The 24,965-nt window shown below is 72.2% G+C and carries 24 protein-coding genes and 2 tRNA genes; 12 read left to right on the top strand and 14 right to left on the bottom strand.

Annotation, left to right across the window (positions count from 1 at the left end; all coding sequences use genetic code 11):
- The first annotated feature begins 326 nt into the window (after positions 1 to 326).
- Positions 327 to 1,748, top strand: coding sequence for an NADP-dependent phosphogluconate dehydrogenase (gene gndA / locus FLX07_RS11665; protein ID WP_142570494.1), 1,422 nt, complete (start codon positions 327 to 329; stop codon positions 1,746 to 1,748).
- 80 nt (positions 1,749 to 1,828) lie between these two features.
- On the opposite strand, the gene FLX07_RS11660 is transcribed toward gndA, so the two are convergent.
- A complete protein-coding gene (locus FLX07_RS11660) occupies positions 1,829 to 3,424 on the bottom strand; it encodes an MDR family MFS transporter (RefSeq protein ID WP_142570492.1) in 1,596 nt (531 codons plus the stop codon).
- Positions 3,425 to 3,529: 105 nt separating this feature from the next.
- On the opposite strand from FLX07_RS11660, the gene FLX07_RS11655 reads away from it, so the two are divergent.
- The 3 genes from FLX07_RS11655 to FLX07_RS11645 all read left to right on the top strand — a co-directional run bounded on the left by FLX07_RS11655 (position 3,530) and on the right by FLX07_RS11645 (position 5,428).
- Complete coding sequence (locus tag FLX07_RS11655) at positions 3,530 to 4,090, top strand: TetR/AcrR family transcriptional regulator (protein ID WP_142570490.1); 561 nt, start codon at positions 3,530 to 3,532, stop codon at positions 4,088 to 4,090.
- Between the two features lie 118 nt (positions 4,091 to 4,208).
- On the top strand, positions 4,209 to 4,610 hold the full coding sequence (locus FLX07_RS11650) for a nitroreductase family deazaflavin-dependent oxidoreductase (RefSeq protein WP_142570487.1): 402 nt from the start codon (positions 4,209 to 4,211) through the stop codon (positions 4,608 to 4,610).
- Positions 4,611 to 4,732: 122 nt separating this feature from the next.
- A complete protein-coding gene (locus FLX07_RS11645; RefSeq protein ID WP_208762162.1) occupies positions 4,733 to 5,428 on the top strand; it encodes a rhomboid family intramembrane serine protease in 696 nt (231 codons plus the stop codon).
- Positions 5,429 to 5,438: 10 nt separating this feature from the next.
- Here FLX07_RS11645 and FLX07_RS11640 read toward each other — a convergent pair whose 3' ends face one another.
- The gene (locus FLX07_RS11640; RefSeq protein ID WP_142570485.1) at positions 5,439 to 6,587 is read right to left on the bottom strand and encodes a sensor histidine kinase; all 1,149 of its coding nucleotides are present in this window, start codon (positions 6,585 to 6,587) and stop codon (positions 5,439 to 5,441) included.
- Positions 6,588 to 6,724: 137 nt separating this feature from the next.
- Here FLX07_RS11640 and FLX07_RS11635 point away from each other — a divergent pair, with 137 nt between their 5' ends.
- Positions 6,725 to 9,226 (top strand): DEAD/DEAH box helicase, encoded by a 2,502-nt coding sequence (locus FLX07_RS11635; protein WP_142570664.1) that lies wholly within the window; start codon positions 6,725 to 6,727, stop codon positions 9,224 to 9,226.
- Between the two features lie 15 nt (positions 9,227 to 9,241).
- Here FLX07_RS11635 and FLX07_RS11630 read toward each other — a convergent pair whose 3' ends face one another.
- The 4 genes from FLX07_RS11630 to ccmA all read right to left on the bottom strand — a co-directional run bounded on the left by FLX07_RS11630 (position 9,242) and on the right by ccmA (position 14,427).
- Positions 9,242 to 10,192, bottom strand: a complete 951-nt coding sequence (locus FLX07_RS11630) for a TAXI family TRAP transporter solute-binding subunit (protein WP_208762161.1) — start codon at positions 10,190 to 10,192, stop codon at positions 9,242 to 9,244.
- Positions 10,189 to 12,147 (bottom strand): TRAP transporter permease, encoded by a 1,959-nt coding sequence (locus tag FLX07_RS11625; RefSeq protein WP_142570483.1) that lies wholly within the window; start codon positions 12,145 to 12,147, stop codon positions 10,189 to 10,191. The genes FLX07_RS11630 and FLX07_RS11625 overlap by 4 nt, the downstream gene beginning before the upstream one ends.
- 124 nt (positions 12,148 to 12,271) lie before the next feature.
- Positions 12,272 to 13,804, bottom strand: coding sequence for a DUF6297 family protein (locus FLX07_RS11620; RefSeq protein ID WP_229689685.1), 1,533 nt, complete (start codon positions 13,802 to 13,804; stop codon positions 12,272 to 12,274).
- Positions 13,801 to 14,427: a heme ABC exporter ATP-binding protein CcmA gene (ccmA, locus tag FLX07_RS11615; protein ID WP_142570481.1), complete on the bottom strand. Its 627-nt coding sequence runs from the start codon at positions 14,425 to 14,427 to the stop codon at positions 13,801 to 13,803. The genes FLX07_RS11620 and ccmA overlap by 4 nt, the downstream gene beginning before the upstream one ends.
- A gap of 112 nt (positions 14,428 to 14,539) precedes the next feature.
- On the opposite strand from ccmA, the gene FLX07_RS11610 reads away from it, so the two are divergent.
- Positions 14,540 to 14,839, top strand: coding sequence for a hypothetical protein (locus FLX07_RS11610; protein WP_142570479.1), 300 nt, complete (start codon positions 14,540 to 14,542; stop codon positions 14,837 to 14,839).
- A gap of 24 nt (positions 14,840 to 14,863) precedes the next feature.
- On the opposite strand, the gene dusB is transcribed toward FLX07_RS11610, so the two are convergent.
- On the bottom strand, positions 14,864 to 15,976 hold the full coding sequence (gene dusB / locus FLX07_RS11605; RefSeq protein ID WP_229689684.1) for a tRNA dihydrouridine synthase DusB: 1,113 nt from the start codon (positions 15,974 to 15,976) through the stop codon (positions 14,864 to 14,866).
- Between the two features lie 102 nt (positions 15,977 to 16,078).
- Between dusB and FLX07_RS11600 the strand changes: the two genes are divergently transcribed.
- From FLX07_RS11600 to FLX07_RS11585, 4 genes are all read left to right on the top strand, one after another.
- Positions 16,079 to 16,741 carry an ACT domain-containing protein gene (locus FLX07_RS11600; RefSeq protein ID WP_142570477.1) on the top strand — a complete coding sequence of 221 codons (663 nt, stop codon included), beginning with the start codon at positions 16,079 to 16,081 and terminating at the stop codon, positions 16,739 to 16,741.
- A gap of 54 nt (positions 16,742 to 16,795) precedes the next feature.
- A tRNA-Gly gene (locus FLX07_RS11595) sits at positions 16,796 to 16,867 on the top strand.
- 30 nt (positions 16,868 to 16,897) lie between these two features.
- A tRNA-Cys gene (locus FLX07_RS11590) sits at positions 16,898 to 16,968 on the top strand.
- A 245-nt stretch (positions 16,969 to 17,213) separates the two neighbouring features.
- Positions 17,214 to 17,963 carry a hypothetical protein gene (locus tag FLX07_RS11585; protein WP_229689683.1) on the top strand — a complete coding sequence of 250 codons (750 nt, stop codon included), beginning with the start codon at positions 17,214 to 17,216 and terminating at the stop codon, positions 17,961 to 17,963.
- A 46-nt stretch (positions 17,964 to 18,009) separates the two neighbouring features.
- Here the strand turns inward: FLX07_RS11585 and FLX07_RS11580 are convergent, their stop codons facing one another.
- The 5 genes from FLX07_RS11580 to FLX07_RS11560 form a co-directional block, all read right to left on the bottom strand.
- Complete coding sequence (locus tag FLX07_RS11580; RefSeq protein WP_167748209.1) at positions 18,010 to 18,819, bottom strand: phosphatase PAP2 family protein; 810 nt, start codon at positions 18,817 to 18,819, stop codon at positions 18,010 to 18,012.
- Positions 18,803 to 19,585, bottom strand: coding sequence for a phosphatase PAP2 family protein (locus FLX07_RS11575; protein WP_142570474.1), 783 nt, complete (start codon positions 19,583 to 19,585; stop codon positions 18,803 to 18,805). The genes FLX07_RS11580 and FLX07_RS11575 overlap by 17 nt, the downstream gene beginning before the upstream one ends.
- Positions 19,582 to 20,580: a YihY/virulence factor BrkB family protein gene (locus FLX07_RS11570; protein WP_142570472.1), complete on the bottom strand. Its 999-nt coding sequence runs from the start codon at positions 20,578 to 20,580 to the stop codon at positions 19,582 to 19,584. The genes FLX07_RS11575 and FLX07_RS11570 overlap by 4 nt, the downstream gene beginning before the upstream one ends.
- Before the next feature lie 218 nt (positions 20,581 to 20,798).
- Positions 20,799 to 21,521: a hypothetical protein gene (locus FLX07_RS11565; RefSeq protein WP_142570470.1), complete on the bottom strand. Its 723-nt coding sequence runs from the start codon at positions 21,519 to 21,521 to the stop codon at positions 20,799 to 20,801.
- 168 nt (positions 21,522 to 21,689) lie between these two features.
- Complete coding sequence (locus FLX07_RS11560) at positions 21,690 to 22,238, bottom strand: TetR/AcrR family transcriptional regulator (protein WP_142570467.1); 549 nt, start codon at positions 22,236 to 22,238, stop codon at positions 21,690 to 21,692.
- Between the two features lie 86 nt (positions 22,239 to 22,324).
- On the opposite strand from FLX07_RS11560, the gene FLX07_RS11555 reads away from it, so the two are divergent.
- Positions 22,325 to 23,245 (top strand): TIGR03564 family F420-dependent LLM class oxidoreductase, encoded by a 921-nt coding sequence (locus tag FLX07_RS11555; protein WP_142570465.1) that lies wholly within the window; start codon positions 22,325 to 22,327, stop codon positions 23,243 to 23,245.
- Here the strand turns inward: FLX07_RS11555 and FLX07_RS11550 are convergent.
- Positions 23,239 to 23,631, bottom strand: coding sequence for a VOC family protein (locus FLX07_RS11550; RefSeq protein WP_142570463.1), 393 nt, complete (start codon positions 23,629 to 23,631; stop codon positions 23,239 to 23,241). The genes FLX07_RS11555 and FLX07_RS11550 overlap by 7 nt on opposite strands.
- A gap of 50 nt (positions 23,632 to 23,681) precedes the next feature.
- Between FLX07_RS11550 and FLX07_RS11545 the strand changes: the two genes are divergently transcribed.
- Positions 23,682 to 24,140, top strand: a complete 459-nt coding sequence (locus FLX07_RS11545; protein ID WP_208762160.1) for a MarR family winged helix-turn-helix transcriptional regulator — start codon at positions 23,682 to 23,684, stop codon at positions 24,138 to 24,140.
- Between the two features lie 91 nt (positions 24,141 to 24,231).
- On the opposite strand, the gene pgeF is transcribed toward FLX07_RS11545, so the two are convergent.
- Entirely contained in the window at positions 24,232 to 24,921 is a 690-nt protein-coding gene (gene pgeF, locus FLX07_RS11540) for a peptidoglycan editing factor PgeF (protein ID WP_142570653.1), read from the bottom strand.
- Between the last annotated feature and the right edge of the window lie 44 nt (positions 24,922 to 24,965).

Below are 24,965 nucleotides of genomic sequence, written 5' to 3'. Positions count from 1 at the left end.
CGGTGGGCGGGACCGGCTCGGAACCAGCCCTTCTTGGCTGTAGTGAATTACCAGCGGCCCGGCGGGAGGCCAAGTCTCCTCGCCATCGGACGACCATGTCTATACAAAACCCGCTTGCTTTGCGGGTTTTGTCAGGATAGGGCAGACCTGCCCCTGCCCACGCCTCCTACCTGCCGAAGAGCGGGCCACGAGTTCGCCAGACCGGCGCCATCGCGCTCACACCGTCCGGCGGCTACGGTTACTGATCGGCGCAGCTGATCGCGACGGCCGCGGGACACGCCCACCCGGGGCCGATCGCACGTACGTGGAACGGTATGACTGTAGACATGGACAAGGCAGACATCGGAGTGACGGGCCTGGCGACCATGGGTCGCAATCTCGCCCGGAACTTCGCCCACCACGGTCACGTGGTCGCGGTGCACAACCGCACAGAGAGCCGCACGACCCGGTTCATGGAGGAGCACCGCGACGAAGGCGCGTTCCTCCCGGCGAGCACGGTCGAGGAGTTCGTGGCCTCCCTCGAACGGCCCCGCAAGGCGATCATCATGGTCAAGGCCGGGGCGCCCACCGACGCGGTGATCGAGGAGCTCGCCGCCGTCATGGAGCCGGGCGACATGATCATCGACGGTGGCAACGCCCACTACATGGACACCCGCCGCCGGGAGGCCGCGCTGCGCGAGCGGGGCATCCACTTCGTCGGCACCGGCATCTCGGGTGGCGAGGAGGGCGCGCTCAACGGCCCGAGCATCATGCCGGGCGGCGACGCCGAGGCGTACAAGACCCTCGGCCCCCTGCTCGAGGACGTCGCGGCGAAGGTCGACGGGGTGTCGTGCTGCGTGCACGTGGGCCCCGACGGCGCGGGCCACTTCGTCAAGATGGTGCACAACGGCATCGAGTACGCCGACATGCAGCTCATCGCGGAGTCGTACGACCTGCTCCGGCAGGCACTCGGGCTGAGCCCGCAGGAGCTGTCCGGCGTCTTCCGCGAGTGGAACCAGGGCGACCTGGAGTCGTACCTGATCGAGATCACCGCCGAGGTGCTCGGCCACACCGACCCCGCCACCGGCAAGCCGTTCGTGGACGTCGTGCAGGACCAGGCCGAGCAGAAGGGCACCGGCCGCTGGACCGTGCAGAGCGCCCTCGACCTCGGCGTCCCGGTCACCGGCATCGCCGAGGCGGTCTTCGCGCGGGCGCTGTCGGGTCACCCCGAGCAGCGGGCGGCCGCCCGCTCGCTCACCGGCCCCTCGGGCACGGCCGGCGACTCCGGCCTCGTCGAGGACGTGCGCCGGGCGCTGTACGCCTCCAAGATCGTGGCGTACGCCCAGGGGTTCGACCAGATGGCCGCCGCCAGCGCGGAGTACGGCTGGGACCTGAACCTGGGCGCGATGGCCACGATCTGGCGCGGCGGCTGCATCATCAGGGCCCGCTTCCTCGACCGGATCCGGGCGGCCTACGACGCGGATCCGAACCTGCCGACGCTGCTGGTGGACCCGACGTTCGCCCAGGCGCTGGAGGAGGCCCAGGAGTCGTGGCGGCGGGTCGTGGCGACGGCGGCGACGATCGGCGTGCCGACGCCGGGCTTCTCCTCGGCGCTCGCCTACTACGACGGGCTGCGCCGCGACCGGCTGCCGGCGGCGCTGCTGCAGGGGCTGCGCGACTTCTTCGGCGCCCACACCTACCGGAGGGTCGACCGGGAGGGCTCCTTCCACACCGACTGGTCGGCTGACCGGGCCGAGCGGTCCGCCTGACCGGTGTGCTGACCGGCCCGAAAAAAGCGGTACGGCGCATGCCCTCGTGGGGGCGTGCGCCGTACCGGCTCTGAATCAGGTCACTCGAAGGCGGCGGCCGCCAGCGGCTCCGCCTTCTCGCCGTCGGCGGCGCCGGGAGCGCCGCTGCGCAGCGGGACGTGCTTGATGAAGGCGGCGATCACCGGGACGATCACGGCGAACACGACCGCCCACAGGAAGACCGAGCCGATCGCGTTGGCGAGCGCCTCCAGGAACCCGGCCTTGACCGCCGGTGGCATCTGCGCGAGCAGCTTCGGGTCGACCTGGGGGCCGCCGGACGCCAGGGCGGACCCCTGCGCGCCGAACTTGGCGGCGATCTCGTCGGCGAGGCGGCTGTTGAAGATGGCGCCGAACAGCGAGATGCCGAACGAACCGCCGATGGAGCGGAAGAACGTCGAGGCGCTGCTGGCGACGCCGATGTCCTTCTGCTCGACGCTGTTCTGCGCGATCAGCATGGTCGTCTGCATCAGGAAGCCCATGCCGAGGCCGAGGACGGCGATGTAGACGCCGGTCCGCCAGGACGGGGTGTGGACGTCCTGCGTCGACAGCAGCCACACGGCGATGGCCATGACCACGCCGCCGATCACCGGGAAGCTCTTGTACCTGCCGGTCTTGGTGATCGCCCTGCCGACGAACAGCGACACGACCATGGACGAGGCCATCATCGGCAGCAGGAGCAGACCGGAGTTGGTGGCCGAGGCGCCCTGCACGATCTGCTGGAAGATCGGCAGGAAGGTGATCGCGCCGAACATCGCGAAGCCGAGCAGGAAGCCGAGCACGTTGATCAGCGTGAAGTTGCGGTTGGCGAACACGTGCAGCGGCAGGATCGGCTCGGCCGCCCGGCGCTCGATGGGGACGAACACGGCCAGCGTGACGACCGCCAGGGCGGCCAGGCCCAGGATCTGCCAGGAGCCCCACGGGTATCCGTGCTTCTGGCCACCCCAGGAGGTGATCAGCACGATCGCGGTGATCGCCACGGTGAGGACGGCCGCGCCGAGCCAGTCGATGCGGTGCTGGGTGCGGTGCCTGGGCAGGTGCAGCTTGAGGATCAGCCAGATCAGCGCCACGCCGCCGAGCGGGAGGTTCACGTAGAAGGCCCAGCGCCAGTTGAGGTTGTCGGTGATGAAACCGCCGACGAGAGGCCCCGCGATCATGGCGAGGGACATGATCGCCGCCATGATGCCCTGGTACTGACCCCGCTCACGGGGCGGGACCAGATCCCCGATGATCGACATCACGCCGACGATGAGCCCGCCCGCGCCGAGGCCCTGCAGCGCGCGGAAGGCGATCAGCTCGATCATGCCGTCGCCGGTGCCGCCGAACAGCGACGAGCCCGCCATGCCACAGAGCGCGGAACCGACCAGGAAGATGACGATCGAGCTCAGGAAGACGTTCTTGCGGCCGTAGAGGTCGCCGAGCTTGCCCCAGATCGGCGTCGAGACAGTGGTGCCCAGCACGTACGCGGTGGTGACCCAGGTGAAGTAGTCCAGGCCCTGCAGTTCCCCGACGATCCTCGGCATCGCCGTGCCGACGATCATGTTGTCCAGCATCGCCAGCATCATCGCCAGCATGAGACCGGGTAAGACGATCATCACTTCCCGGGACCGGCCGGGCGCGGCCGCGGTCTCCGTAGTCATGGGTGCCCCCTTTGAAGGAAATTACTTACTTGCCGACAGGCTAGTGCCCGAGGCACGGTATTGTCCTTACTTGCCGGCCGTCAAGTTAATTAGGGACAGCAGGGAATGGGCGCTCATACCGACACACGCAACCGCATCCAGGAGGTCGCGATCAGGCTCTTCACCGAGCAGGGGTACGAGGCGACGTCGCTCCGGGAGATAGCCGAGGCCCTCGGCGTGACCAAAGCGGCACTCTACTACCACTTCCGGACCAAGGAGGACATCGTCGCCAGCCTGATCGAAGACCGCGTCAAGGCACTGGACGAGCTCATCGCGTGGGCGGGCGGGCACCCACACACCCCGGAGATCCGCGGAGAGCTCATCCGCCGCTACTCCGCCCAGATGACCCGCGGGCGCCACCACGAGGTCATGCAGTTCATGGACCGCAACAAGACGGCGCTGCAGGGCCACGCCAAGGTCGACCTGATGCGCGAGCGCATGGGCGAGCTGATGCAGGCGCTGTGCGAGCCGGACGACCCGCTGCCGGTCAGGCTGCGGCGCTCGATGGCGCTGTTCGCGATGCACGCCGCCTGGTTCCTCATCCGCGACGAGTCGACGACCGAGGAGGAGCGGACCGCGGCGGGACTGCAGGTCGCCCTGGAATTGGCCGAAGGCTCGGGCGGTTGATCCCCCTGATCGATCCGCCCCGAACCGCTCAGCCCTGATGTTGATCTGCCCTGATGTCGATCAGGCCTGAATTGCTCCCTCTCTGCGTTGATGCCCCTCCGGTGGGAAGGTGACCGACATGCTTTTCGGACAGGAACACGTCAAGCGCTACATCGAGACCGATGGTGAGGAAGGCCACGACTGGGAGGGCACCACGGTGGCCATCCTCACCACCAAGGGCCGCAAGTCGGGGCAGCCTCGCAGCACCCCGCTGATCTACCAGCCGTACGGCGACGCCTACCTGGTGGTCGCCTCCAAGGGCGGGGCCGACAAGCACCCCCTGTGGTACGTCAACCTCCAGGCCGATCCCGAGGTGGAGTTCCAGATCAAGGGGGACCGGTTCAAGGCGCGTGCCCGTACGGCGACCGCCGAGGAACGACCGGACATGTGGCGGACGATGGCCGCCACCTGGCCCGCCTACGACGAGTACGTCACCAAGACAGACCGGGAGATCCCGGTCGTCGTCATCGAACGCGCGTAGGCACCCGGGGGGCGCGCCGGGCGGCGGTGGTCAGGAGCCGGCCGGCCCCCGGCGAACCCAGTGACTCGTGTGGCCGTCGGCGGTATCTTTCCCGCGTGATGCTCAGTGACGGGAAAGGTTCTGTGAGCGACGGCCGCACCGCCGAAATCATGATCGCCGAGGCCCGGAAGGCCTTCTGGGTCATGGTCGGCTTCCTGGCGCTGATCTGGGTCGTGCAGGTGGCCAACTGGGCCTCGGCCTACTCGCTCAGCTACAGCTACGGAATCAGGCCGTGGAACGTCGAGCGGCTGCCCGGGATCGTCTCCGCGCCGCTCCTCCACTGGAGCTGGGCGCACATCGAGGGCAACTCCGGGCCGCTGTTCATCTTCGGGTTCCTCGCGGCCTACCGGGGCGTACGGCGCTTCCTGGGGGTGACCGGGCTGATCGCCGTCGTCAGCGGGCTCGGCTCGTGGTTCACCGCCGACTCCTCCACGGTCGGCGCGGGCGCGAGCGGGCTCGTGTTCGGCTACTTCGGCTACGTGCTCGTACGCGGAGCCTTCGACCGGCACCTGATCGACATCGTCATCGGCCTGGTCATGGGTCTGTGCTTCGCCTACCAGTTCGCCGGGCTGCTGCCGGCCGAGGGCATCGGCTGGCAGGCCCACGTCTTCGGCTTCGCGGGCGGCATCCTCGGCGGCTACCTGTTCCGCGACCGGCGGGCCAGGGGCGCGGCCGGGGGCACGACCGGAAACGCGACCGGGAGCACGGCCCCCGGCGACGCCGCCCCGCCCGGCTCCAGGGCGGCCCTGCTCAAGGAGATCGACGACCTCGGCCTGTGACGCGTACGGGTCACGTCTCGTGCTGGTCGGGCGGGCAGCAGGGGATGCTGGCGGTGAGCGCGAATCCGCCCTCGGCGGTCGGGCCGTACGCGAGCCGCCCGCCCACCAGGGCGACACGCTCGCGCAGGCCGGGCAGCCCGTAGCCGCCCCCCGCGCCGGCGGGCACCCGGACCGGCACGGCCCGGCTCTTGCCGCTGTTGACCACCGACACGTTCAGCACACCGCCGTGGGCCTCGCAGACCACCTGCACGTCGGCTCCGGGCGCGTGTTTGCGCACGTTGTTGAGGCCCTCCTGGACGACGCGGTAGCACGCGTGGCCGGCCTGCCGCGGCAGCTTCTCCTCCGGCACGTCGTAGTGCAGGGCGACGCGCAGGCCGGTGGCCCTGCCCTCCTCGACCAGGCGTGGTATCCCCTCCACGCTCTCCGCCGAGGGCGGCAGGTCCCTTCGCCGCAGCGCGGTGAGCAACTCGCGCAGCTCGGTCAGCGCCCGCACGCCTTTGTCCTCGATGTTCCTGGCCAGTTTGCGGATCTCGTCGAGCTCGTCGGCGTCCTGGATGAGACCGGCGTTCAGCACCATGACGGTGACCGCGTGCGTCACCGTGTCGTGCAGCTCGCCCGCGATGCGGCGGCGTTCCTGGGCGGCGGCGCGCTCCTCACGCGCCCGCACGCCCGCCCGCAGCTCCCGGATCGCCGAGCGGTAGCGCCACACCCAGGTGCCCACCAGCGCGGGCAGCACGACCAGCGTGATCGCCCGCACCGCCACGGCGACGGGCAGCCGGTCGGTGTAGGGGCTCGCCCAGTCGGTCAGCGCGTAGACCCCGGCGAGCGCGGCGGACACCCACGGCCATCGGCGCACCGTGTTCTGCGCCGTCATCGAGTAGGCCGCCAGCATCAGCGGCATGGTCTGGCCGACGAGCAGTGCGCAGGCGACGGTGGCCACGATCATCGGCCACGCCGTACTGCGCCGGGTCAGCATGGACACGGCCGCCGCTCCCACCGCGGCGAGCTGCGCCCACCACGGCACGGCGAGGAACGGCAGGTCCGGGACGGAGCGGCCGAACACCACCGCCGGAACCGCGAAGGCGAGCACGGCGACGGCGAGCAGCACGTCGACCGCCGCCTCTCGGCGCGTGCCGAGCCCGGCCCACTTCTCCCCCATATCGCTAGTTTGTGGGTTTGACCTGCGGCTTCGTGCTGCGCCACGCCCCTTTGACGTAGCTGTGCCACATCTTGCCGTACGTCGGGCCGGTCGAAACAGTCATGGGTCTTGGGCAGGATAAGAGCGTGAGCGAAAGCATGAGCCTCCTCCGCCGTCTTCCGTCCGGCTCAGATCCCGGCGCCGAGCCGGACGCGTTGTTCGACGCGTTCGTGTCCTGGAACGCCGATCGCGGGCTCACCCTCTATCCAGCGCAGGAGGAGGCGCTGATCGAGGTCGTCTCCGGCAACAACGTGATCGTGTCCACGCCGACGGGCTCGGGCAAGAGCCTGATCGCCGCCGGGGCGCACTTCGCGGCGCTGGCCCGCGACGAGATCAGCTTCTACACCGCGCCGATCAAGGCGCTGGTGTCGGAGAAGTTCTTCGACCTGTGCGCGCTGTTCGGCACCGAGAACGTCGGCATGATGACCGGCGACGCCACCGTGAACGCCGACGCGCCCGTCATCTGCTGCACCGCCGAGATCCTCGCCCAGATCGCGCTGCGCGACGGCGCGCAGGCCGACGTCGGCACCGTGATCATGGACGAGTTCCACTTCTACGCCGAGCCCGACCGCGGCTGGGCCTGGCAGGTGCCGCTGCTGGAGCTGCCGCAGGCGCAGTTCGTACTGATGTCGGCCACGCTCGGCGACGTCGAGCGCTTCCAGACCGACCTCACCCGCCGCACCGGCCGCCCCACCAGCGTGGTCAAGCACGCCGAGCGCCCGGTGCCGCTCATCTACTCCTACCGGACCACTCCCCTGCACGAGACGCTGGAGGAGTTGCTGTCCACCCAGCAGGCCCCGGTGTACGTCGTGCATTTCACGCAGGCCGCGGCGATGGAGCGCGCCCAGGCGCTCATGAGCATCAACATGTGCACCAGGGCCGAGAAGGAGGCCATCGCCGCCCTCATCGGCAACTTCCGCTTCACCACCCGCTTCGGCCGGGCCCTGTCCCGGCTCGTACGGCACGGCATCGGCGTGCACCACGCGGGCATGCTGCCGAAGTACCGCCGCCTGGTGGAGCGCCTGGCCCAGGCCGGCCTGCTGAAGGTCATCTGCGGCACCGACACGCTCGGCGTGGGGGTCAACGTCCCGATCCGCACCGTGCTGTTCACCGCGCTGTCGAAGTACGACGGCACCAAGGTGCGGCGGCTGCGGGCGCGGGAGTTCCACCAGATCGCCGGGCGCGCCGGCCGGGCCGGGTTCGACACGGTCGGATACGTCGTCTGCCAGGCGCCCGACCATGTGATCGAGAACGAGCGGGCGCTGGCGAAGATCGGCGACGATCCCAAGCGCCGTCGCGGCTACGCGCGCAAGAAGCCCCCGGAGGGGTTCGTCGGCTGGAGCGAGGAGACGTTCGAGAAGCTCCAGACCGCCGAGCCCGAGCCTCTGACCTCCCGGTTCAAGGTCAGCAACGCCCTGCTGCTGTCCATCATCAACCGGCCCGGCGACTGCTTCCAGGCGATGAAGCGGCTGCTCACCGACAACCACGAGGACCGCAAGGCGCAGCGCCGCCACATCAGCCACGCCATCGCGATCTACCGCTCTCTGCTGGCCGGCGGCATCGTGGAGAAGCTCGCCGAACCCGACGAACACGGGCGGATGGCCCGGCTCACCGTGGACCTGCAGGAGGACTTCGCGCTCAACCAGGCGCTGTCCACCTTCGCGCTGGCGTCCTTCGAACTGCTCGACCCCGGCTCCCCGACGTACGCGCTGGACATGGTCTCGATCGTCGAGTCGACGCTGGACGACCCCCGTCAGATCCTGCACGCCCAGCTCAACAAGGCCAGGGCCGAGGCGGTCGTCCAGATGAAGGCCGACGGCATCGAGTACGAGGAGCGGATGGAGCGCCTCGCCGAGATCACCCATCCGATGCCGCTGGCCGACCTGCTCTTCGGCGCGTACGAGACCTACCGGCGCGGCCACCCGTGGGTCGGCGACCACGTCGTCAGCCCCAAGGCGATCGTGCGCGACATGTACGAGCGGGCCATGACCTTCACCGATTACATCCAGTTCTACGAGCTGGCCCGCTCGGAGGGCACGGTGCTGCGCTACCTGGCCGACGCCTACCGCACGCTGTCGAAGACGGTGCCCGAGCACCTGAAGACCGACGACCTGGTGGACCTCATCGAATGGCTCGGCGAGCTGGTGCGCCAGGTCGACTCCAGCCTGATCGACGAGTGGGAGAAGCTGGCCAACCCCGCCGAGGCGCTGGCGGCCGGGCAGGAGCTGGAGACCAGGACCCGGCCGGTCACCGCCAACGCGCGCGCCTTCCGGGTGCTGGTCCGCAACGCGATGTTCCGCATGGTGGAGCTCATCGCGCTGGACCGCGAGGAGGAGCTGGCCGAGCTCTACCCGGACGTCGACTGGGGCGCGGCCATGGACGCCTACTACGAGGAGCACGGCGAGGTCCTCACCGGTCCGGCCGCCCGCGGCCCGGCCCTCCTGCTCATCGAGGAGGAGAAGGAGCTGTGGCGGGTGCGTCAGATCGTCGACGACCCGGCGGGCAACCACGACTGGGGCATCAGCGCCGAGGTGGACCTGGCCGCCTCCGACGAGGAGGGCTACGCCGTCCTCCACGTCACCGGTCTCACCCGTCTGTGAGCCGCGCCGCGGCGGTCAGCCGTAGAACTTCCTGGCGCCCTCGTGCAGCGGCACCGGGTCGGTCTCCGGCGCGTCGGCGAGGGTGATCTCCCTGGCCGACGCGTGCACCTTCTCCAGGTCGGCCTTGTGGTCGAAGACCAGCCGGGTGAGGTCCTCCGCGAGCTTCGCGTCCATCCCCGCGTTCACCACGAGGAGGTTCGGCACGACGATGGTCGGCACGTCGGACGGCGTGCCGTACGCCGCCTTGGGGATCACACCCTCCGCGTAGACGGGGCCGTGGGCGGCGCGCATGGCGGGCAGCACGTCGTTCAGCGGCACGAAGGTCACCTCGTCGCCCATGCTCGTCACCAGGTCGGTGATGCCCGAGGTGGGCAGCCCACCCGACCACACCAGCGCGTCGAGGGTGCCGTCCTTGAGCCCCTGCACGGTCTCGGGCAGCGACAGCGCCTGCCGTTCGACGTCCTTGCCGGGATCGAGCCCGGCGGCGGCGAGCATCCGCAGCGCGATCACCTCCGTTCCCGAGTTCGACGAGCCCGTGGACACGCGCTTGCCGCGCAGGGCGGCGACGGAGGTGATCCCGGCGTCGGTCCGTGCGATCACGTGCGTGTAGTTGCCGTACAGCCGGCCGAGCGCGCGGATCGGCTGCGGGGCTGTGAAGGCGCCGGTGCCCTTGACCGCGTCGGCGGCCGTGTCCGCGAGCGTGAAGGCGATGTCCGACTGTCCCCTGACCACCCGCTGGATGTTCTCGACCGAGGCGCCGGTGGCCTCCGCGGTCGCCCGGTGGCCGGGCAGGTGCTTGTCGATCAGCTCGGCGAGCCCCCCGCCCAGCACGTAGTAGACGCCGGTGGTGTTGCCGGTGGCGATCGACAGGCGGGTCCCGCCCGCCGCGCCCGACCGGTCGCCTCCGCAACCGGCGGCCAGCAGTGCCGCGGTGACGGCCAGCGCCGTCACGAGCCTGAACCTCACGGATGCGCCTCCCTGTGTCTGCGGACGAAGTGAACGGCCAGTGCCAGGGCCGCGACGCCCAGCCCGGCCAGCACGGGCCAGGGCGACAGGACGAGCAGCAGGACCGCCGCCAGCGCGCACAGGCCCCGCTCGGCCGGGCCGGCGGGGCCGTTGATCCAGCCGCCGGTGGCCACCGCGAGGACGGCCACGGCCAGCGCGGACACGGCCGCGGCGAGCAGGATCCCGCCGATCGGGCCCTGCGCCAGCAGAGCCGCACCGGACGGGGTGAGCACGAACGCGAAGGGCACGAGGAACGCCGGGAGCGTGTACTTCCAGGTGGCCCACATCGTGCGGTGCGCGTTGCCTCCCGTGATCGCCGAGGCGGCGAAGGCCGACAGCGCCGTCGGCGGGCTCACCTCGGACAGCACGGCGTAGTAGAAGATGAACATGTACGCCTCGGCCGGTGTGACGCCGAGGTTCAGCAACGCGGGGCCGATGATCACGGCGGCGATGACGAAGGACGCCGTGACCGGCACGGCCAGCCCGAGCAGCAGCACGGCCAGCGCGCAGGCCACGGCGGTGGCCGCGAGGTTCCCCCCGGACAGGCCGACGATCAGCGAGCCGGCCTTGAGCCCGAGCCCGGTGAGCGTGACCACGCCGACGATCGTGCCCGCCGCCGCGCAGGTGACCGCGACCGGCAGCACGCCGGTGGCGCCCGCCGCCAGGGCCCGCACCGCACGACGCGGGGTCAGCCGGTGCTCGCCGCCGGGAGTGCGGTCCAGGAACGACAGCGCGAAGGCCAGCAGCGTGGCGTACACGACCGCTCGGAACGGCGACTGGCCGAGGGCCATCAGGATGATGATCATGAACAGCGAGCTGAAGTGGTAGCCGAAGCGCCTGATCAGCGGCCAGGGACTCCCCACGTCCACCGGAACGGCGCGCGTGCCGTACCTGCGGGCGTCCATCTCGATCGCGAGGAAGACGCCCAGGTAGTACAGGAGGGTCGGGATCGTGGCGTAGACGAGCACGGTCAGGTAGCTCACCCGCAGGTATTCGGCGATGATGAACGCCGCCGCGCCCAGGGTGGGGGGCGACAGGATCGCGCCGATGCCGGCCGCGGCCAGCACTCCCCCGGCCTGCTCGCGCGGGTAGCCGGCCCGGCGCAGGATCGGCCAGGCCACGCTGCCCACGCTCACCGTGGTCGCCACGCCGGAGCCGCTCACCGTGCCGAGCAGGAACCCCGCGAGCGTGACGGTGCGCCCCGGCGCGGAGCGCGAGCGGCGGAACGCGGCGAAGGAGACGTCGACGAAGAACCGCCCCGCCCCCGAGTGGTCGAGCACCGCGCCGTAGATCGTGAACAGGATGATGTACGTCGCCGCGACGTCCAGGGGCACGCCGTACACGCCCTCGGTGCCCATCGTGAAGGACGCCACGATCCGGTCCAGGTCATAGCCCCGGTGGCCCAGCGCCCAGTCGGCGGGCAGGTAGCCGCCGTAGTAGGCGTAGGCGAAGAAGACCGCGCACACGACGGGCAGGATCCAGCCCACGGTCCGCCGGCACGCCTCGAGCAGCAGCAGCGTGAGCAGCGCGCCCGCCGCCACGTCGAGCGGCGTCGGCGCGTACGCCCGGCGGATGAGGTCGTCGAAGACGACGAGCGGATACGCGCAGACGGCCAGGGACAGCGCCGCGAGCGCCCAATCGAGCACGCTGATTCGATCACCACGGGGCCGGTCCCGGCCCCCGCGCCGCGCCTTGTAGCAGACGAAGGCCAGCGGCAGCACCACGGCGAGGAACGCCATCCGGTAGGGCAGGACCGGCCCCGGCCGGAAGGTCTGGTAGAGCGCGTAGAGCGACAGGGCGAGCGCGACGATCGTGACGAGTGCCGCCGGGCGGCCCGGAAGGCGCCGGGCGGGACGCTCCGCGTCGAACTCGGCGACGAGGTCCTCCGCCGACGTCTCGTGCCGGGTCTCGGTCACGCGCCTCCCCTGCGGTACGGCAAGCCCTTGACCGAAAGTACGCCGAGATCTGACTCGGCGCAGTCACAATCCGGATCACAGTCCGGTCACGGACCGTAGCACCGCTCTTACCGGCCGGGCGGGGCTACGGGCGGCTCCCGCGGCCCGGCCGCAGAATGTAGGCGGCGAGCACCGCGGCCCCGGCGACGGCCTGCGCCGCGACGTACGGCAGGACGTCGGCGGGCCGCGTGACCAGCGCCGCGAGCGTGGGCAGGGATCCGAGCAGCGCGATGTCCGGCCCCGTCGCCGCCCAGATGAGCGGGCCGGTCGGCACCGCGCCGCCGGGAGTGTCGATGACCGGCATGGAGTGGTCGACGGGCCGCCGCCTGGCCATCCGCAGCGCCCCCGCCGCCAGCGCGGGCGCGGCCGCCGGTCCGAGCGCCCACCAGGGCCCGGCCGGGAGCGCGCCCACGGCCTGGAGGCCCACCAGGGCGAGCGCCGACCAGGCCGCGGTCAGCAGCGCGGGCAGCACCGCCCGGGCGGCCGTGGCGGCCCTGCCGTCCACGGCCAGCATCCGGGCCAGGGCCGGGTCGCCGCCGTCGCGCCGGACCCCTCCGGTGCACATCGCGGCGGCGGTCAGCGCTCCGCACAGCAGCACCCCGGCGGCCGGCGCCGCACCGCCGACGGCGTTCGCGCAGACGGCGTTCGCGCAGACGGCGGGCAACGCCGCCGCGCAGAGCAGCGCCGCCAGACGGCCCGGTCGCCTGCCCACCCGCAGCCACTCCTGCCACGCCAGCGCGGGCGCCGGGCCGAGCCGCGACACCGGCCGGGGCCACGGGCGGGAGCGCAGCGCCCGGCCGCGCCAGTGGACGTCCTCCGCGACCCAGGTGAGCATCCCGGGATCCAGCGTGGTCGCAGCCGAGGTCACCCGCGCCGTCCGGGTCGAGGAGGCCAGGATCGTCCGGGCGGGGATGCGGCCGAGTGCCGCCCAGGCCCGCCGCACCAGGACCGCGGCCACCACGGAGGCGACGCCCGCGACCGCCGCGCCCAGGGACGCGGGCGCCCCGGCGACGGCGGCGAGCATCCGCCGGCCGGGGCCCGCGCCGGACACGGCCGCGAGCACGGCCACGGAGAAGATTCCGGCGATCAGGAACTGCAGCCGGGTGTCCGCCGCCGGGGACTGCTGGCCGAGCACCGCCGCGGCCATGCCGCCCGCGCCCGCGGCCACGCCGAGCACCAGCGCCGCCGCCAGGCGCACACCGAGCTCGCCGGGGGCTCCGAACACCGACAGCGCCGCGAGCCCGAGCGCCGCCCCGGCGAGCGCCGCCGCCGACAGCAGGAGCAGCGCCGTACGGCTCAGCACGGCCCGGCGGGGCAGCGGCGAGGTCACCAGCCACGCGGCGTCGGCGGCGGGCAGCACGACGGGGCCGAGCGCCCGCGCCAGGACGAGGAAACCCGCGTAGGCCGCCGCGACCAGCGCGAACCCGGCGCCGATCCGGCCCGGGTCGGCGTGCCGGGCCAGCCCGCCGATCGCCTCCGCGACCGGGCGGCCGAGCACCGCGGCGGCGACGAGCAGGCCGAAAACGCTGGTGTAGCGATCCGACCAGGTCGCCGGCCGCCCACGGTGAGCGCGCAGGTAGGCGAAGGCGGGATGCGTCCGCGCGGCCGCGGGGATCACGACGCCGCCCGCAGAGTGATCACACGGGCTCCCGCGTCCTGCGCCAGCCGCGCGTCGTGGGTGGCCATCACGACCGTGCCGCCCTCGGCGGCGTAGCCGCGCAGGATCTCCGCGAGGCGCTGCCTGAACCCGGCGTCCAGGCCACGCTCCGGCTCGTCGAGCAGGAGCAGGCGGCTCGGCCGGAGCAGCGCCATCGCCAGCGACAGCCGCTGCCGCTGACCGGTGGACAGCGACAGCGGGGCGAGATCGGCCCTGGCGGTCAGCTCGAAGGTCTCCAGCGCCTCGCCGACCGTCAGGCGGGCGTCCTGGTGCACGGCCTCCATCAGCTCGAGGTGTTCGCGGACGCTCAGGCCCGGATACCAGGCGGGCTCGTCGCCGGCCTGCACGACGTGCCGCCAAAAGTCGGGCAGGTCCGCCGGCGGCCCGCCGAGGACGTCGATCTCGCCGCGCGGCGAAGGGTGCAGGCCGGCCAGGCAGCGCAGCAGCGTGGACTTCCCGACGCCGTTCTCCCCCATGACGGCGACGATCTCACCCAGGGCGGCGGTGAGATCGACGCCGCGCAGCACGGGCACTCCGCCCAGGTCCAGCCCCACCCCGCGGGCCGTGATGATCGCGTTCGCCATGCCCAGAGCCTACGCGCGAGCGCCGCCCCCCGGTCCGTCCGTCCCGGGGCCGCCCACCGCCGCACGCGAGCACGTAGCGTGGATCTTCCGGAGTATCGGTGGAGGTGGGCCAGTGCGTGTGTTACTGAGGGTTCCCGCAGTCATCCTCGGCGCCTTCGCGGCTTTCACGGCGGCCTCGGGCCTGCTGTATCCCTTCCTGCGGCCCGATCTCCTTCCCACGCTCGGGCATCCGCTCACCTCCGACCCGCTGCTGGACGGGGCGTGGGGCGGGACCACCCTGGTGGGAGCCTGGGCCGCCCACGCGGGGGTCGCGCTCGCGATCCTGCTGCCGGTCGTCCTGCTCATGCGATGGTTGTGGCGGACGGGGGCCCGCCGCACGCCCGCCTCACACGAGGCCGACACGCCCGCCTGAGCGCGGCGAGCGACATGCGCACGCTCAGCCGCCGGAGGTGGGGTCCTCGGCTCCGGCGCCGGGAATCGTCATGTCCTCGGGGTCGTCGAGCCAGCCGTGCGGCAGCGACACCTTCGACCTCTCACCGCTCTTGCCGCGCGGGCCGTCGGCCTCCTCCGGCCACGGCTGGTCCGCGTCGAGCTCGGCCACCCGCTCGGCCATCTCCGACAGCCGGGTGACCGCGGTGAGGGTGCGGCGGGTCTCGGCTCCGACGACGAAGCCCTTGAGATACCAGCCGACGTGCTTGCGGAAGTCGGCGAGCCCGTGCGGCTCGCTGCCGATGACCTCGCAGAGCAGCTCGGCGTGGCGCAGCATCATCGCACCGACCTCCCCGAGGCGGGGCCGGACGCGCTCGGCCGAGCCCCGGAAGGCGAAGTCCAGATCGCGGAACAGCCACGGCCGCCCCAGGCAGCCCCGCCCGATCACCACGCCGTCGCAGCCGGTCTCCGCGACCATGCGCAGCGCGTCGTCGGCGCTCCAGATGTCGCCGTTGCCGAGCACCGGGATCTCCGGCACCGCGTCCTTCAGCCGCTTGATCGCGTCCCAGTGCGCGGTGCCGCCGTAGTGCTGGCGGGCCGTACGGGCATGCAGGGCGATGGCGGCGAGGCCCTCCTCCACGGCGATCCGGCCCGCGTCGACGTAGGTCAGATGGTCCTCGTCGATGCCCATGCGCATCTTCATCGTGACCGGCAGCGGCCCAGCGCCGGCCACCGCCTCGCGCAGGATGGCGCGCAGCAGGTTCCGCTTGTACGGCAGGGCCGACCCGCCGCCCCTGCGGGTGACCTTGGGCACCGGGCAGCCGAAGTTCAGGTCGATGTGGTCGGCCAGGTCCTCCTCGACGATCATCCGCGCGGCCTTGCCGATGACGGCCGGATCGACCCCGTACAGCTGGATGCTGCGGGGCGACTCCTCCGGGCCGAACCTGATCATCTGGAACGTCAGCGGCACCCGCTCGACCAGCGCCCGCGAAGTGATCATCTCGGACACGAACAGGCCGCCGCCCTGCTCCCGGCACAGCGTGCGGAATCCGATGTTCGTGATGCCCGCCATGGGAGCGAGCACCACCGGGGGCCAGACCTCGAGCGCGCCGACTTTCACCCGTTCATTCTCCCCGCTGCCGGCGGTGAGCCGTACAAGATCATGGACGCGAGGCTTATGCCCCGGTTAATCTGACCTGGACCAACGGTGAGGGAGGTCGTCATGCTACTGCGGCTGAGAATCGCCTTGCCGGATCGTCCGGGCTCGCTGAGCCAGGTGACCGGGATCCTCGGGTCCGCGGGCGCCGACATCACGCAGGTGACGGTGCTCGACCGCGGCGACGGCCGCGCCCTCGACGACTTCACCGTCTACTGGCCCGACGCCGCCCCCCGCGAGGAACTCGTACGGGTCCTGCGCGACCTGGACGAGGTCCGGATCGTGGGCATCTGGGGCACCAGGGAAGCCCCCGGCACCTATCCGGAGCTGGAGATCCTGAAGTTCCTCACCACGGCGGGCGACCGTGCGCTCGGCACGCTGATCGACTCCATGCCGGTGCTGTTCAGCGCCGACTGGGCGGCGGCGGCGACCGAGAAGGACCCGCGCGTGACCGTGTACGCGAGCTGGCGGGCGCCCGAGGACATTCCGTTCCCCGAGGTGACCCCGCCCCGGCCGACGGCCGCCACGCTGCCGTCCGGCCCGCACGTGATCGTCGCGCCGCTGCCGCCGCTGGCGCTGTCGCTGATGCTGGCCAGGGCGGAGGGGCCGGACTTCCACCGCAACGAGGTGCACCGGCTCACCCGGATCCTCGAGATCTTCCTGACCCTGCCCGCGATCGAGCGGGGAGCCGACCGCGCGTTCCGGGGACCGAGCGCCCGGCCTTTCTGAGTACACACCGCAGCCGAAAACCCGGTACAGTAGCGACGTCGCCGCAAGGCGGACGCGGAAGTGGCTCAGTGGTAGAGCATCACCTTGCCAAGGTGAGGGTCGCGGGTTCGAATCCCGTCTTCCGCTCCGAGAGGTCGCGAATCTGGACCTCGCTCTGGTGGAGTGGCCGAGAGGCGAGGCAGCGGCCTGCAAAGCCGCGTACACGGGTTCAAATCCCGTCTCCACCTCTGTTTTTCCGATCCGGTTCCGGACGTCGGCGTGTGTGCGTCATGCGACGCACGACACCTCCGCGAGCGCTGGCGCCCCGCCTTCTGGTCCGGCACCGGGTGGGAGTGCGGCGACACCGGCCACCTGGCCGCCACTGGCGCATTCCGGCATGCGAGGGACAAGTCGAGGTAAGGCTTCTTCTCAACGCCGCATAACGGGCGCACACTGAAAGAGAGACAACAGGCGATTCAGCTTGGAGTAGCTCGTGCACGCTCAGATGCCTCCAGCGATGCCCATGCTCTCTCGTGGCAAGCATCGCAATCCCAGCAAGGGCGCCTGCTTCATGGAGTTCGCGTCCTATCTCGCAGGTGAGCGGTGGAGCGACCATCCGTCGTGCACACATCCGCTGCTCGCCGGGCTCGCCCGCCTCGTCAACGACCACACCTCCGACGACGCCCGGCCCCGCCTGGCCGAGCTGATCCCGTCGGTGATCGGCCTGACGGGCGACGATCCGCGTCTCGACGCGCGGATCGCCCTGTGCGCGGCCAGGGCCGCGCTGCCGGTCGTCGCGCACGAGCGCCAGCTCGCGATGGCGGTCTCGATCCTGTCGGCCGAGCACGTGCTCACCGAGCTGGAGGGCCGCCCCGCCGGTGATCTGGACGAGCGCAGCAGCCAGGCACTGGCGCAGGTGCCGGACGCCGCTCGCTGGGCCCGCACCTTCGGGCGCGGCGTGCGGGTCTCACCCAAGGGCTTCCGCAGGTACGCCGCGCCGAACACCGTGCAGCTCGCGGTGCGGGGCGTCGCTCAGGCGTGCGTGCCCGACCCCGATCTGCTGCTGCGCGGCCTGCTGGCCGACGCGATCGACGACTGCTGGGCCCTGCTGCGTCCCGCCGCCGGAATCGACACCGGAATCGACACCGGGACCGCCGTCGGGACCGCCGTAGGGACCGACCCCGCCGCTGTCGATCCCGCGCGCTGGGCGGATGCCTGCCGCCTCACCGGCGTGTCGGTCTGACCACCCCGGCCACCGGCTCGGAGCCGAGCCGGTGGCCGGGAGCCGGTCAGGTCAGCGCGGCCCCGCGTACGGCCCGTTTCGTCGCGGCGCGTCGCGACGCTGTGATCGGCTGTAGCAGCAGGGCCTGGGCGAGCACGACCACACAGAAGATCCCGAGCACGTAGCCCCAGCTCACGTCCGTCAGATGGTGCATGCCTCGATAGAGCCTGGACAGGCCGACCGCCAGGGCCGCTCCCGCGCCGAGCAGCCACCACAGCGCATTCAGGATCGTGTGGCGGTGTGTGTGCAGGGTCAGCACGAGTGCGGTGCCGCAGTAGAACGCCACGGCCGCGCTGGTGTGCCCCGACGGATAACTGGACGTGGGCGGCGCGGGATCGAGATGCGGCACGTGCGGGCGGGCCCGCTGCGCGAACACCGTGGCCAGCAGGAAGATCGCCGACTGGGCGCAGACGACGGCCACCAGGAAGACCGACTCCCGCAGGCGCCCGTAGACGACCCGGAAGAGGATCGCCATGATCGTCGTCACCACGATGATCACAGGCGTGTCGGACAGCATCGAGCCGTAGTGGGTCACCTCGTTCCAGAACGGCGTGCGCTCCTGGGCGATCTCGCGGCTGACCGCCTCGTCCTGCGCGACGAGCGTCGAGTGCTCCAGGACCTTCGTGATCAGCAGGCCGAGCCCGAGGGTCACCAGGGCCATCAGCGCGAGCGGGAGCAGGATCCGCCGCGCCGCCTCCGCGGCCACCCGTCGAGTGGGCACCTGCCGGTCGGGGACCCGCTGGTCGGGCGCCCGCCGAGGGGGCGCCGAGGACGACCGGGCGCTCCGGGTTGTGCCACGATTACGGTCGGCGTGCAATTCGTCCTCCTTCGGGAGCGATTTCCCTCTTCGTCTCGGGCCCGACGCCCTCGCGTAACGGCTGGGCGGGCCGGCGGCCCACATCGTGGCGGCGCCAGGTCTCGAAGGCGGCGGCCGTGGCGGCCACCACTGCCACGCCGAACACCAGCCCTCCCACCACGTCGCTGAACCAGTGCACGCCGAGCGCGATCCGGCTGAAGCCGACCGCCAGCGGGATCAGCACGGCGAGCGCCCAGGCGAGCACCCGCCCGCGCTCCCGCACGAGAGGCAGGACGAGGAGCAGCAGGATCCCGGTGCCGAGCACGGCGTTGACCGTGTGCCCCGAGGGGAACGACGCGCCGGGGGCGATGGCGACGGGGTCCGGCAGGCTGGGCCGGGCCCGCGCGACGATGACCTTCAGGGCGAGGCCGAGCAGGCCGCCGACGGTGATCGTGGTGACCGCCCACAGGGCCAGGTGGTAGGCACGGCGCCAGACCAGCCAGGCGACCGCGGCGCCGACCGCGATCCGCCAGGTCAGCGGCGCGAACACGTCGCTGACCAGCTCCATCAGCCGGGCGAACCCGGGATTGCCGATCGCGTAGGCGTGCAGGTCCCACGCCGCGCCCTCGTCGATCTCGGTGAGCGGGCCGAAGGAGGTCTTGACGAAGACCAGCAGCACCGTGAACGGCACCGCGATCAGCACCAGCGCCGCCGTCGCCACCGTCAGCCGCAGACCCAGTCCGTGCTCGGCGTCGCGCCGCCCGCGCCGCCCGCGCCACCGGATCATCGGCTGCTCCCGGCCGGCTGCCGCTCCCGCGGGGAGACCGGGGCGGGGCCGGGGTCGGGCTGGGCCGGCTCGCCGCGGCCCGCGCGGCAGGCCTCCAGCTGAGCCGAGAAGGACAGGCCGAGGAAGAGCGCCGTCGAGCTGAGGAACGACCACAGCAGCAGCGCCATGACCGCCGTGAGCGGGCCGTACGTCGCGCCGAAGGTGCCGCTGCTGGCGGTGTAGAGCGCGAGCAGCCAGGTGAACAGCGTCCACAGCAGCACGGCGACCGTGGCCCCGACCGCAAGCCAGCTGTGCCCCGGCTGCTCGCGTCGGGGCGAGGAGCGGAACAACACCGAGATCGACAGGACCGCGAGCAGGAAACCGATCGGCCAGCGCAGCCAGCCCCAGAGCCGCTGGGTCGTCTCACTCCAGTCGTAGGCGTGCGCCGCGGCCTCCCCGACCGCGGCGCCGCCGACCAGGATGACGAAGCCGACGCTCATGAGGAGGCCCGCCGTGACGGCCATCAGCAGCGCCCTGCCGTACTTGGCCAGGAAGGGGCGGTCGCGCTCGATTCCGTAGATGCGGTTGGCCCCGCGTTCGAACTGGCCCATGGCGGTCGTCAGCGACACCAGTGCGGTCAGCAGACCGAGCCACAGGGCCAGCTTCCCCCCCGCGCCCGAGGCGTGGTGGCTCTGGTCGAGCGTCTCCTGGATGACCCGCGAGCCCGCGCCGGGGGTCAGTTGCCGCAGGGTGAGCTCCAGGAGGCGGCCGAAGCGCTCCTGGTGCAGCACCGAGCTCAGGCCCACAAGGGCGATCGCTCCCGGGATGATCGCGAGGCAGGTCTGGAAGGCGAGGGAGCGGGCGTTGCTCGTGCCGTCGCCGTACCTGAACCGGACGTACGCGTCGCGGATGAGGTGCCAGCCGCCGTACCGCCGTATGGCGGCGTAGGCGTCGTCGGCCGACAGCTCGTCGCCGCTCATGCTCCTGGTCTCCGGCACCGGGGTCGCGGTTCCCATGTCAATCCTCACATCGTCAGGGGGTGGGAGCCGCCGGGGGGCGGGTCGCGGGCCGGCCCCCGGCGGGTCCCCGCAGACCCACCGACTACCCCGATCACGATGCTTGGAACGCCAGGCCGATCAGAAGATCCCTTGACCTGGGCGACGGCTCTCCCGGACGTGCCGGAGGACCGGCCCGACCGGGCCGGTCCTCCGGGTCGCCGTCGCGGCGCCCGCCGTCACAGGACGGCGCAGCCGACGCGTACGGGGACCTTGGCCGACCAGCGGCCGGAGATCACGTCCTGCGCCTGGGCGTAGGCGTTGGCCGGCTTGCCCCCGAAGGCGCAGTCGAACACGCCGGTCTTCTTGCCGAAGCTCCCGGCGACGTACCCGCTGTGCGCGCTCGCGGTCACCGTGCCGCTCCAGTAGAGCTTGCCGCTGGTGTACCGGATGTAGAGTCTGACCTGCCCGTGGTTGAAGTGGTCGCCGTTGATCTTGAGCCGCGGGATGTCGTCGACGGAGGTGCTGGTGGCGGTGCCGTCGCCGTTGTCCACCGGCGGGACGGTGTAACGGGTGATCCACAGCTTGGCCGAGACCTTGCGCTCGGCCGCCTTGCCGTTGTCGAGCTTGGCCTGCGCGCGGGCGGCCGGGGTGACGCACACGTCGTCGCCGGTGAACGCCTCGCGCCACACGTAGCCCGTCTTGCAGGTGTGCGGACCGTACGGGCCGGGGGTCCAGCGGGACGCCTTGGCGGCGTTGTCGGCGAGGGTCCGGGTGCGGGTGGCCGAGGTCACGCAGACGTGGTCGCTGGGTCCGGCCTCGCGCCAGATGTAACCCTCGACGCAGGTGTCCGGGCCGTAGTCGCCGCTCGCGGAGGCCGGACCGGCCATGAGGGTGACGGGGACTGTGACGGCCAGGCCGGAGATCGCGGCGGCGGCCAGACCGAGCAGGGTGCGCTTCATGACTGTCTCCTCGAAGTGCGGGGTGAGGGTGCTTGTCCGGTCTGGCCGTCGCCGCCGGGTCGGTGCACCTCAGTGATAGGCCCGCTCGCCTGCACGCCCCTTGCCGCAGGCTTTCCGCAACCGCTGCAAGCCGCCAGCAAGCCCGGCGCCGGTCGCGTCGTGCGCCGGTCAGGTCCGGGCCCCGCGCGAGGCCACCCGTGTGGCGAGTCCGTCGAGGATGACGGTGGTCAGCGCGTCGTCGGGCCGGGCGCCGGGGCGGCACACGGCGACGCTGAGCAGCTCGACGACCTCGCGCGGGGTGATGTCGCCGCGGACGGCACCCTCCCGCTGGGCTCCCGCGGCCAGGTCTTCGAGCGTGGCGTCGAGGTCGCGTACGAGCGGGCCCAGCTCCGGATGGGCCTCGGCACCGTCCGACAGCGACTTGACCAGGGCCAGAGGAAGGTCGGCGCCGCACCGGACGCACGCCAGCAGCGCGTCCCACCGGCTCACCGGGCGGGCGGCGTGGTCCCGCGCGGCCTCGAGCAGGGTCCGCAGCGTGCCGGCCGCGATCTCCTCCAACAGGCCCCGCCGGTCCGGGAAGTGGCGGTAGAGCGTGCCCACGCCGAGCCCGGCCGCCTGCGCGATCTCCTCCATCGAGGCCTCCGGGCCCCGGGCCGTGAACAGGTCGACGGCCGCGTCCACGATGAGCGCACGGTTGCGCCGGGCGTCGGCTCGCACAGGTCTCCCCCAACCGGAATCCGGGATTCACCTTATTGTAGAGTGCGCAAACGGAGCCGGAATCTCCGATTCGTGTTGGAGGCGCGATGAAACTCGGAGTGCTCGCCGGAGGGAACGGCCTGGGCCTGGACGAGCTGATCGGACGGGTGCGCGAGGCGGCCGAGGCCGGCCTCGACAGCGCCTACTTCACCCAGGTCCTGTCATGGGACGCCGTCCAGCTCGCGGCGCTCGCCGCCCGCGAGGTGCCCGGGATCGCCGTCGGCACGGCGGTGACCCAGACCTACCCGAGACATCCGCTGGCGCTCGCCGGGCAGGCGCTCACCACCCAGGCGGCCAGCGGCAACCGCTTCACACTCGGCATCGGGCCGAGCCACGGGCCGCTCATCGAGACCCACTTCGGGCTGTCGTACGACCGACCGGCCCGGCACGTCCGCGAATACCTGTCCGCGCTGGTGCCGTTGCTGCGGGGCGAGCGGGTCGACTACCGCGGCGAGACGCTGACCGCGGCGGGGCGGGTCGAGGTGCCCGGCGCCGAGCCGCCGCCGGTCCTGCTGGCCGCCCTCGGGCCGGTCATGCTGCGGCTGGCCGGCGAACTCGCCGACGGCGCGGTGACCGTCTGGACCGGCCCGGAGACGATCGCCGACCATGTGACGCCGGCGGTCACCCGCGCCGCCGCGTCCGCCGGACGGCCGCGCCCACGCGTCGTCGCCGGTGTGATCGTGAGCGTGACCGCGGACCCCGAGGGCGTGCGGCGGCGGGTCGCGGAGTCCCTCGGACCCGTCGGCGACCTGCCCGGCTACCGGGCGGTCCTGGACCGCCAGGGCAGGTCGGGGGTGGAGGAGACGGTCGTCGCCGGGGACGACTCGGCGGTCGAGCGCGCCGTGCGGGCCTATGCCGAGGCGGGCGCGACCGAACTCGTGGTGAGCCCCTTCGGAGACGCGCGCGAGCGGGCGCGGACCCTCGGTCTCCTGGCCGCGCTGCGCGGGCGGCGCGGCGGCGCTCAGTAGGACTGGAGCTCCAGCAGGTTGCCGTCGGGGTCGCGCAGGTGCGCGGTGCGGGAGGTCGGCCCCCATTCGGGCCGGGCGCTCGGCGGCGCCACGAGCCGGCCGCCGTTGGCGGTCCCCACGGCGGCGGCCCGGTCGACGTCGTCCACGGTCAGGACCAGCATCGTCCCGTCGCCTCCGCCGTCCAGGTCCACGCCGGTGACCTTCGCGAGCATCTCGCGGTCGAGCAGGGCCAGCACCGCCTCCTCGTCGCGGTCCCAGTTGGCGTACGGCCCCGTCTCCGCGCCCTTGACGAGGTGCGCGCCCGCCACCGCGGTGAGCAGGCCGTCGTAGAAGCGGAAGCACTCGGCGAACCGGGAGGCGAGCACACGAGGATAGAGAGCGTCCATGGAAATCCCTTGGTGAGTACCAACTATTGGTCGTGCCCTATCCTGCTCTCGTGAGCGACCTGCCGCAACTTCCCCCGTCCCTGCTCGGAGTCACCGCCTTCCTGCTGTCGAAGGTGGGCGTCGCCGGGCGACGCCGTATGGGCGACCGGCTGCGCGGGCACGGCATCGGCCTGTGGGACATGGCCGTCCTGGCCGCGCTGCGCGACTTCGGCCCGGCGTCCCAGCGCGAGCTCGGCGAGCGGCTGGGCATCGACCCCAGCGACCTCGTGGCGGTGATGGACACGCTCGTGCCGCTCGGCCTCGTGGAGCGCGAGCGCGACCCCGAGGACCGGCGGCGATACCGCGTCGCCGTCAGCCCCGCGGGCCGGGCCACGCTGGAGGCGTCCCTGCGCGAGGCCGGCGAGGCGCGCGACGAGCTACTCGCCGCGCTGGACGAGGACGAGCGGGCGAGCCTGCACGCGCTGCTCCGGAAGGCGTACGCCGGGCTGGAGCCGCGGGCACGGGCCTGAGAGGCCTCCGGCGGCCGTCGCGAAAGCTGGTCGCGCACGCAGCCACCCAGAGCGATCTGACACCCGGAGCGATCTCACGCGCGGGGCGGCCTCACGCGCCGGTGAGCCAGACGTAACCGGCGAAGCGCCCGGTGCGCTGCTCGCGGCGGTAGGAGTAGAGGTCGGCCGTCTCGATCGTGCAGCGGTCGTCGTGGCGGACGTCGGCCACGCCGGCCCGGACGAGCTGGGCCGCTATCCCGGCCCTGATGTCGAGCGCGGGCGTGCCGTGCCGGGTTCGCGACCAGGTCTCGGGCACGCGGGCGGCGACGCGCTCGCGCAGGTCCTCCGGCACCTCGTAACACAGCCCGCAGGCCGACGGCCCGATCACGGCCACCGTCCGCTCCGGCCGTGCGCCCCGCTCGGCCATCGCCTCGACCAGGGCGGGGACCACACCCGCCTCCGTGCCCGGCCGCCCCGAGTGCGCGGCGCCGACCAGGCCGGCCACCGGATCGGCCACCAGCACGGGCGCGCAGTCGGCGACCAGGACCGCCAGGCCGAGCCCGGGACGGTCGGTGAACACCCCGTCCAGGGCGGGCGGTTCGTCCCCGAACGGTTCCTCCGCGTAGGCGACGTCGGTCCCGTGGACCTGACGCATGAAGACCACCCGGTCGAGCCCGAACTCCACGGCCGTCTTCGCCCGGTTCTCGGCGACCGCCGCCGGGTCGTCCCCCACCGCCCCGCCGAGGTTGCGCGTGCCGTACGGCCCGGCGCTCACGCCGCCGTGCCGGTCGGTGAAGGCCATCCGTATCCGGTCGATCGCAATCACCCGATTAGCGTACGGCCTGG

This window comes from Microbispora bryophytorum (assembly GCF_006874465.1).
In the GTDB taxonomy this organism is placed as follows: Bacteria; Actinomycetota; Actinomycetes; order Streptosporangiales; family Streptosporangiaceae; genus Microbispora; species Microbispora bryophytorum.
Note: the sequence above shows the minus strand (reverse complement) of the source record. Positions and strands in the feature narration are given on the sequence as shown.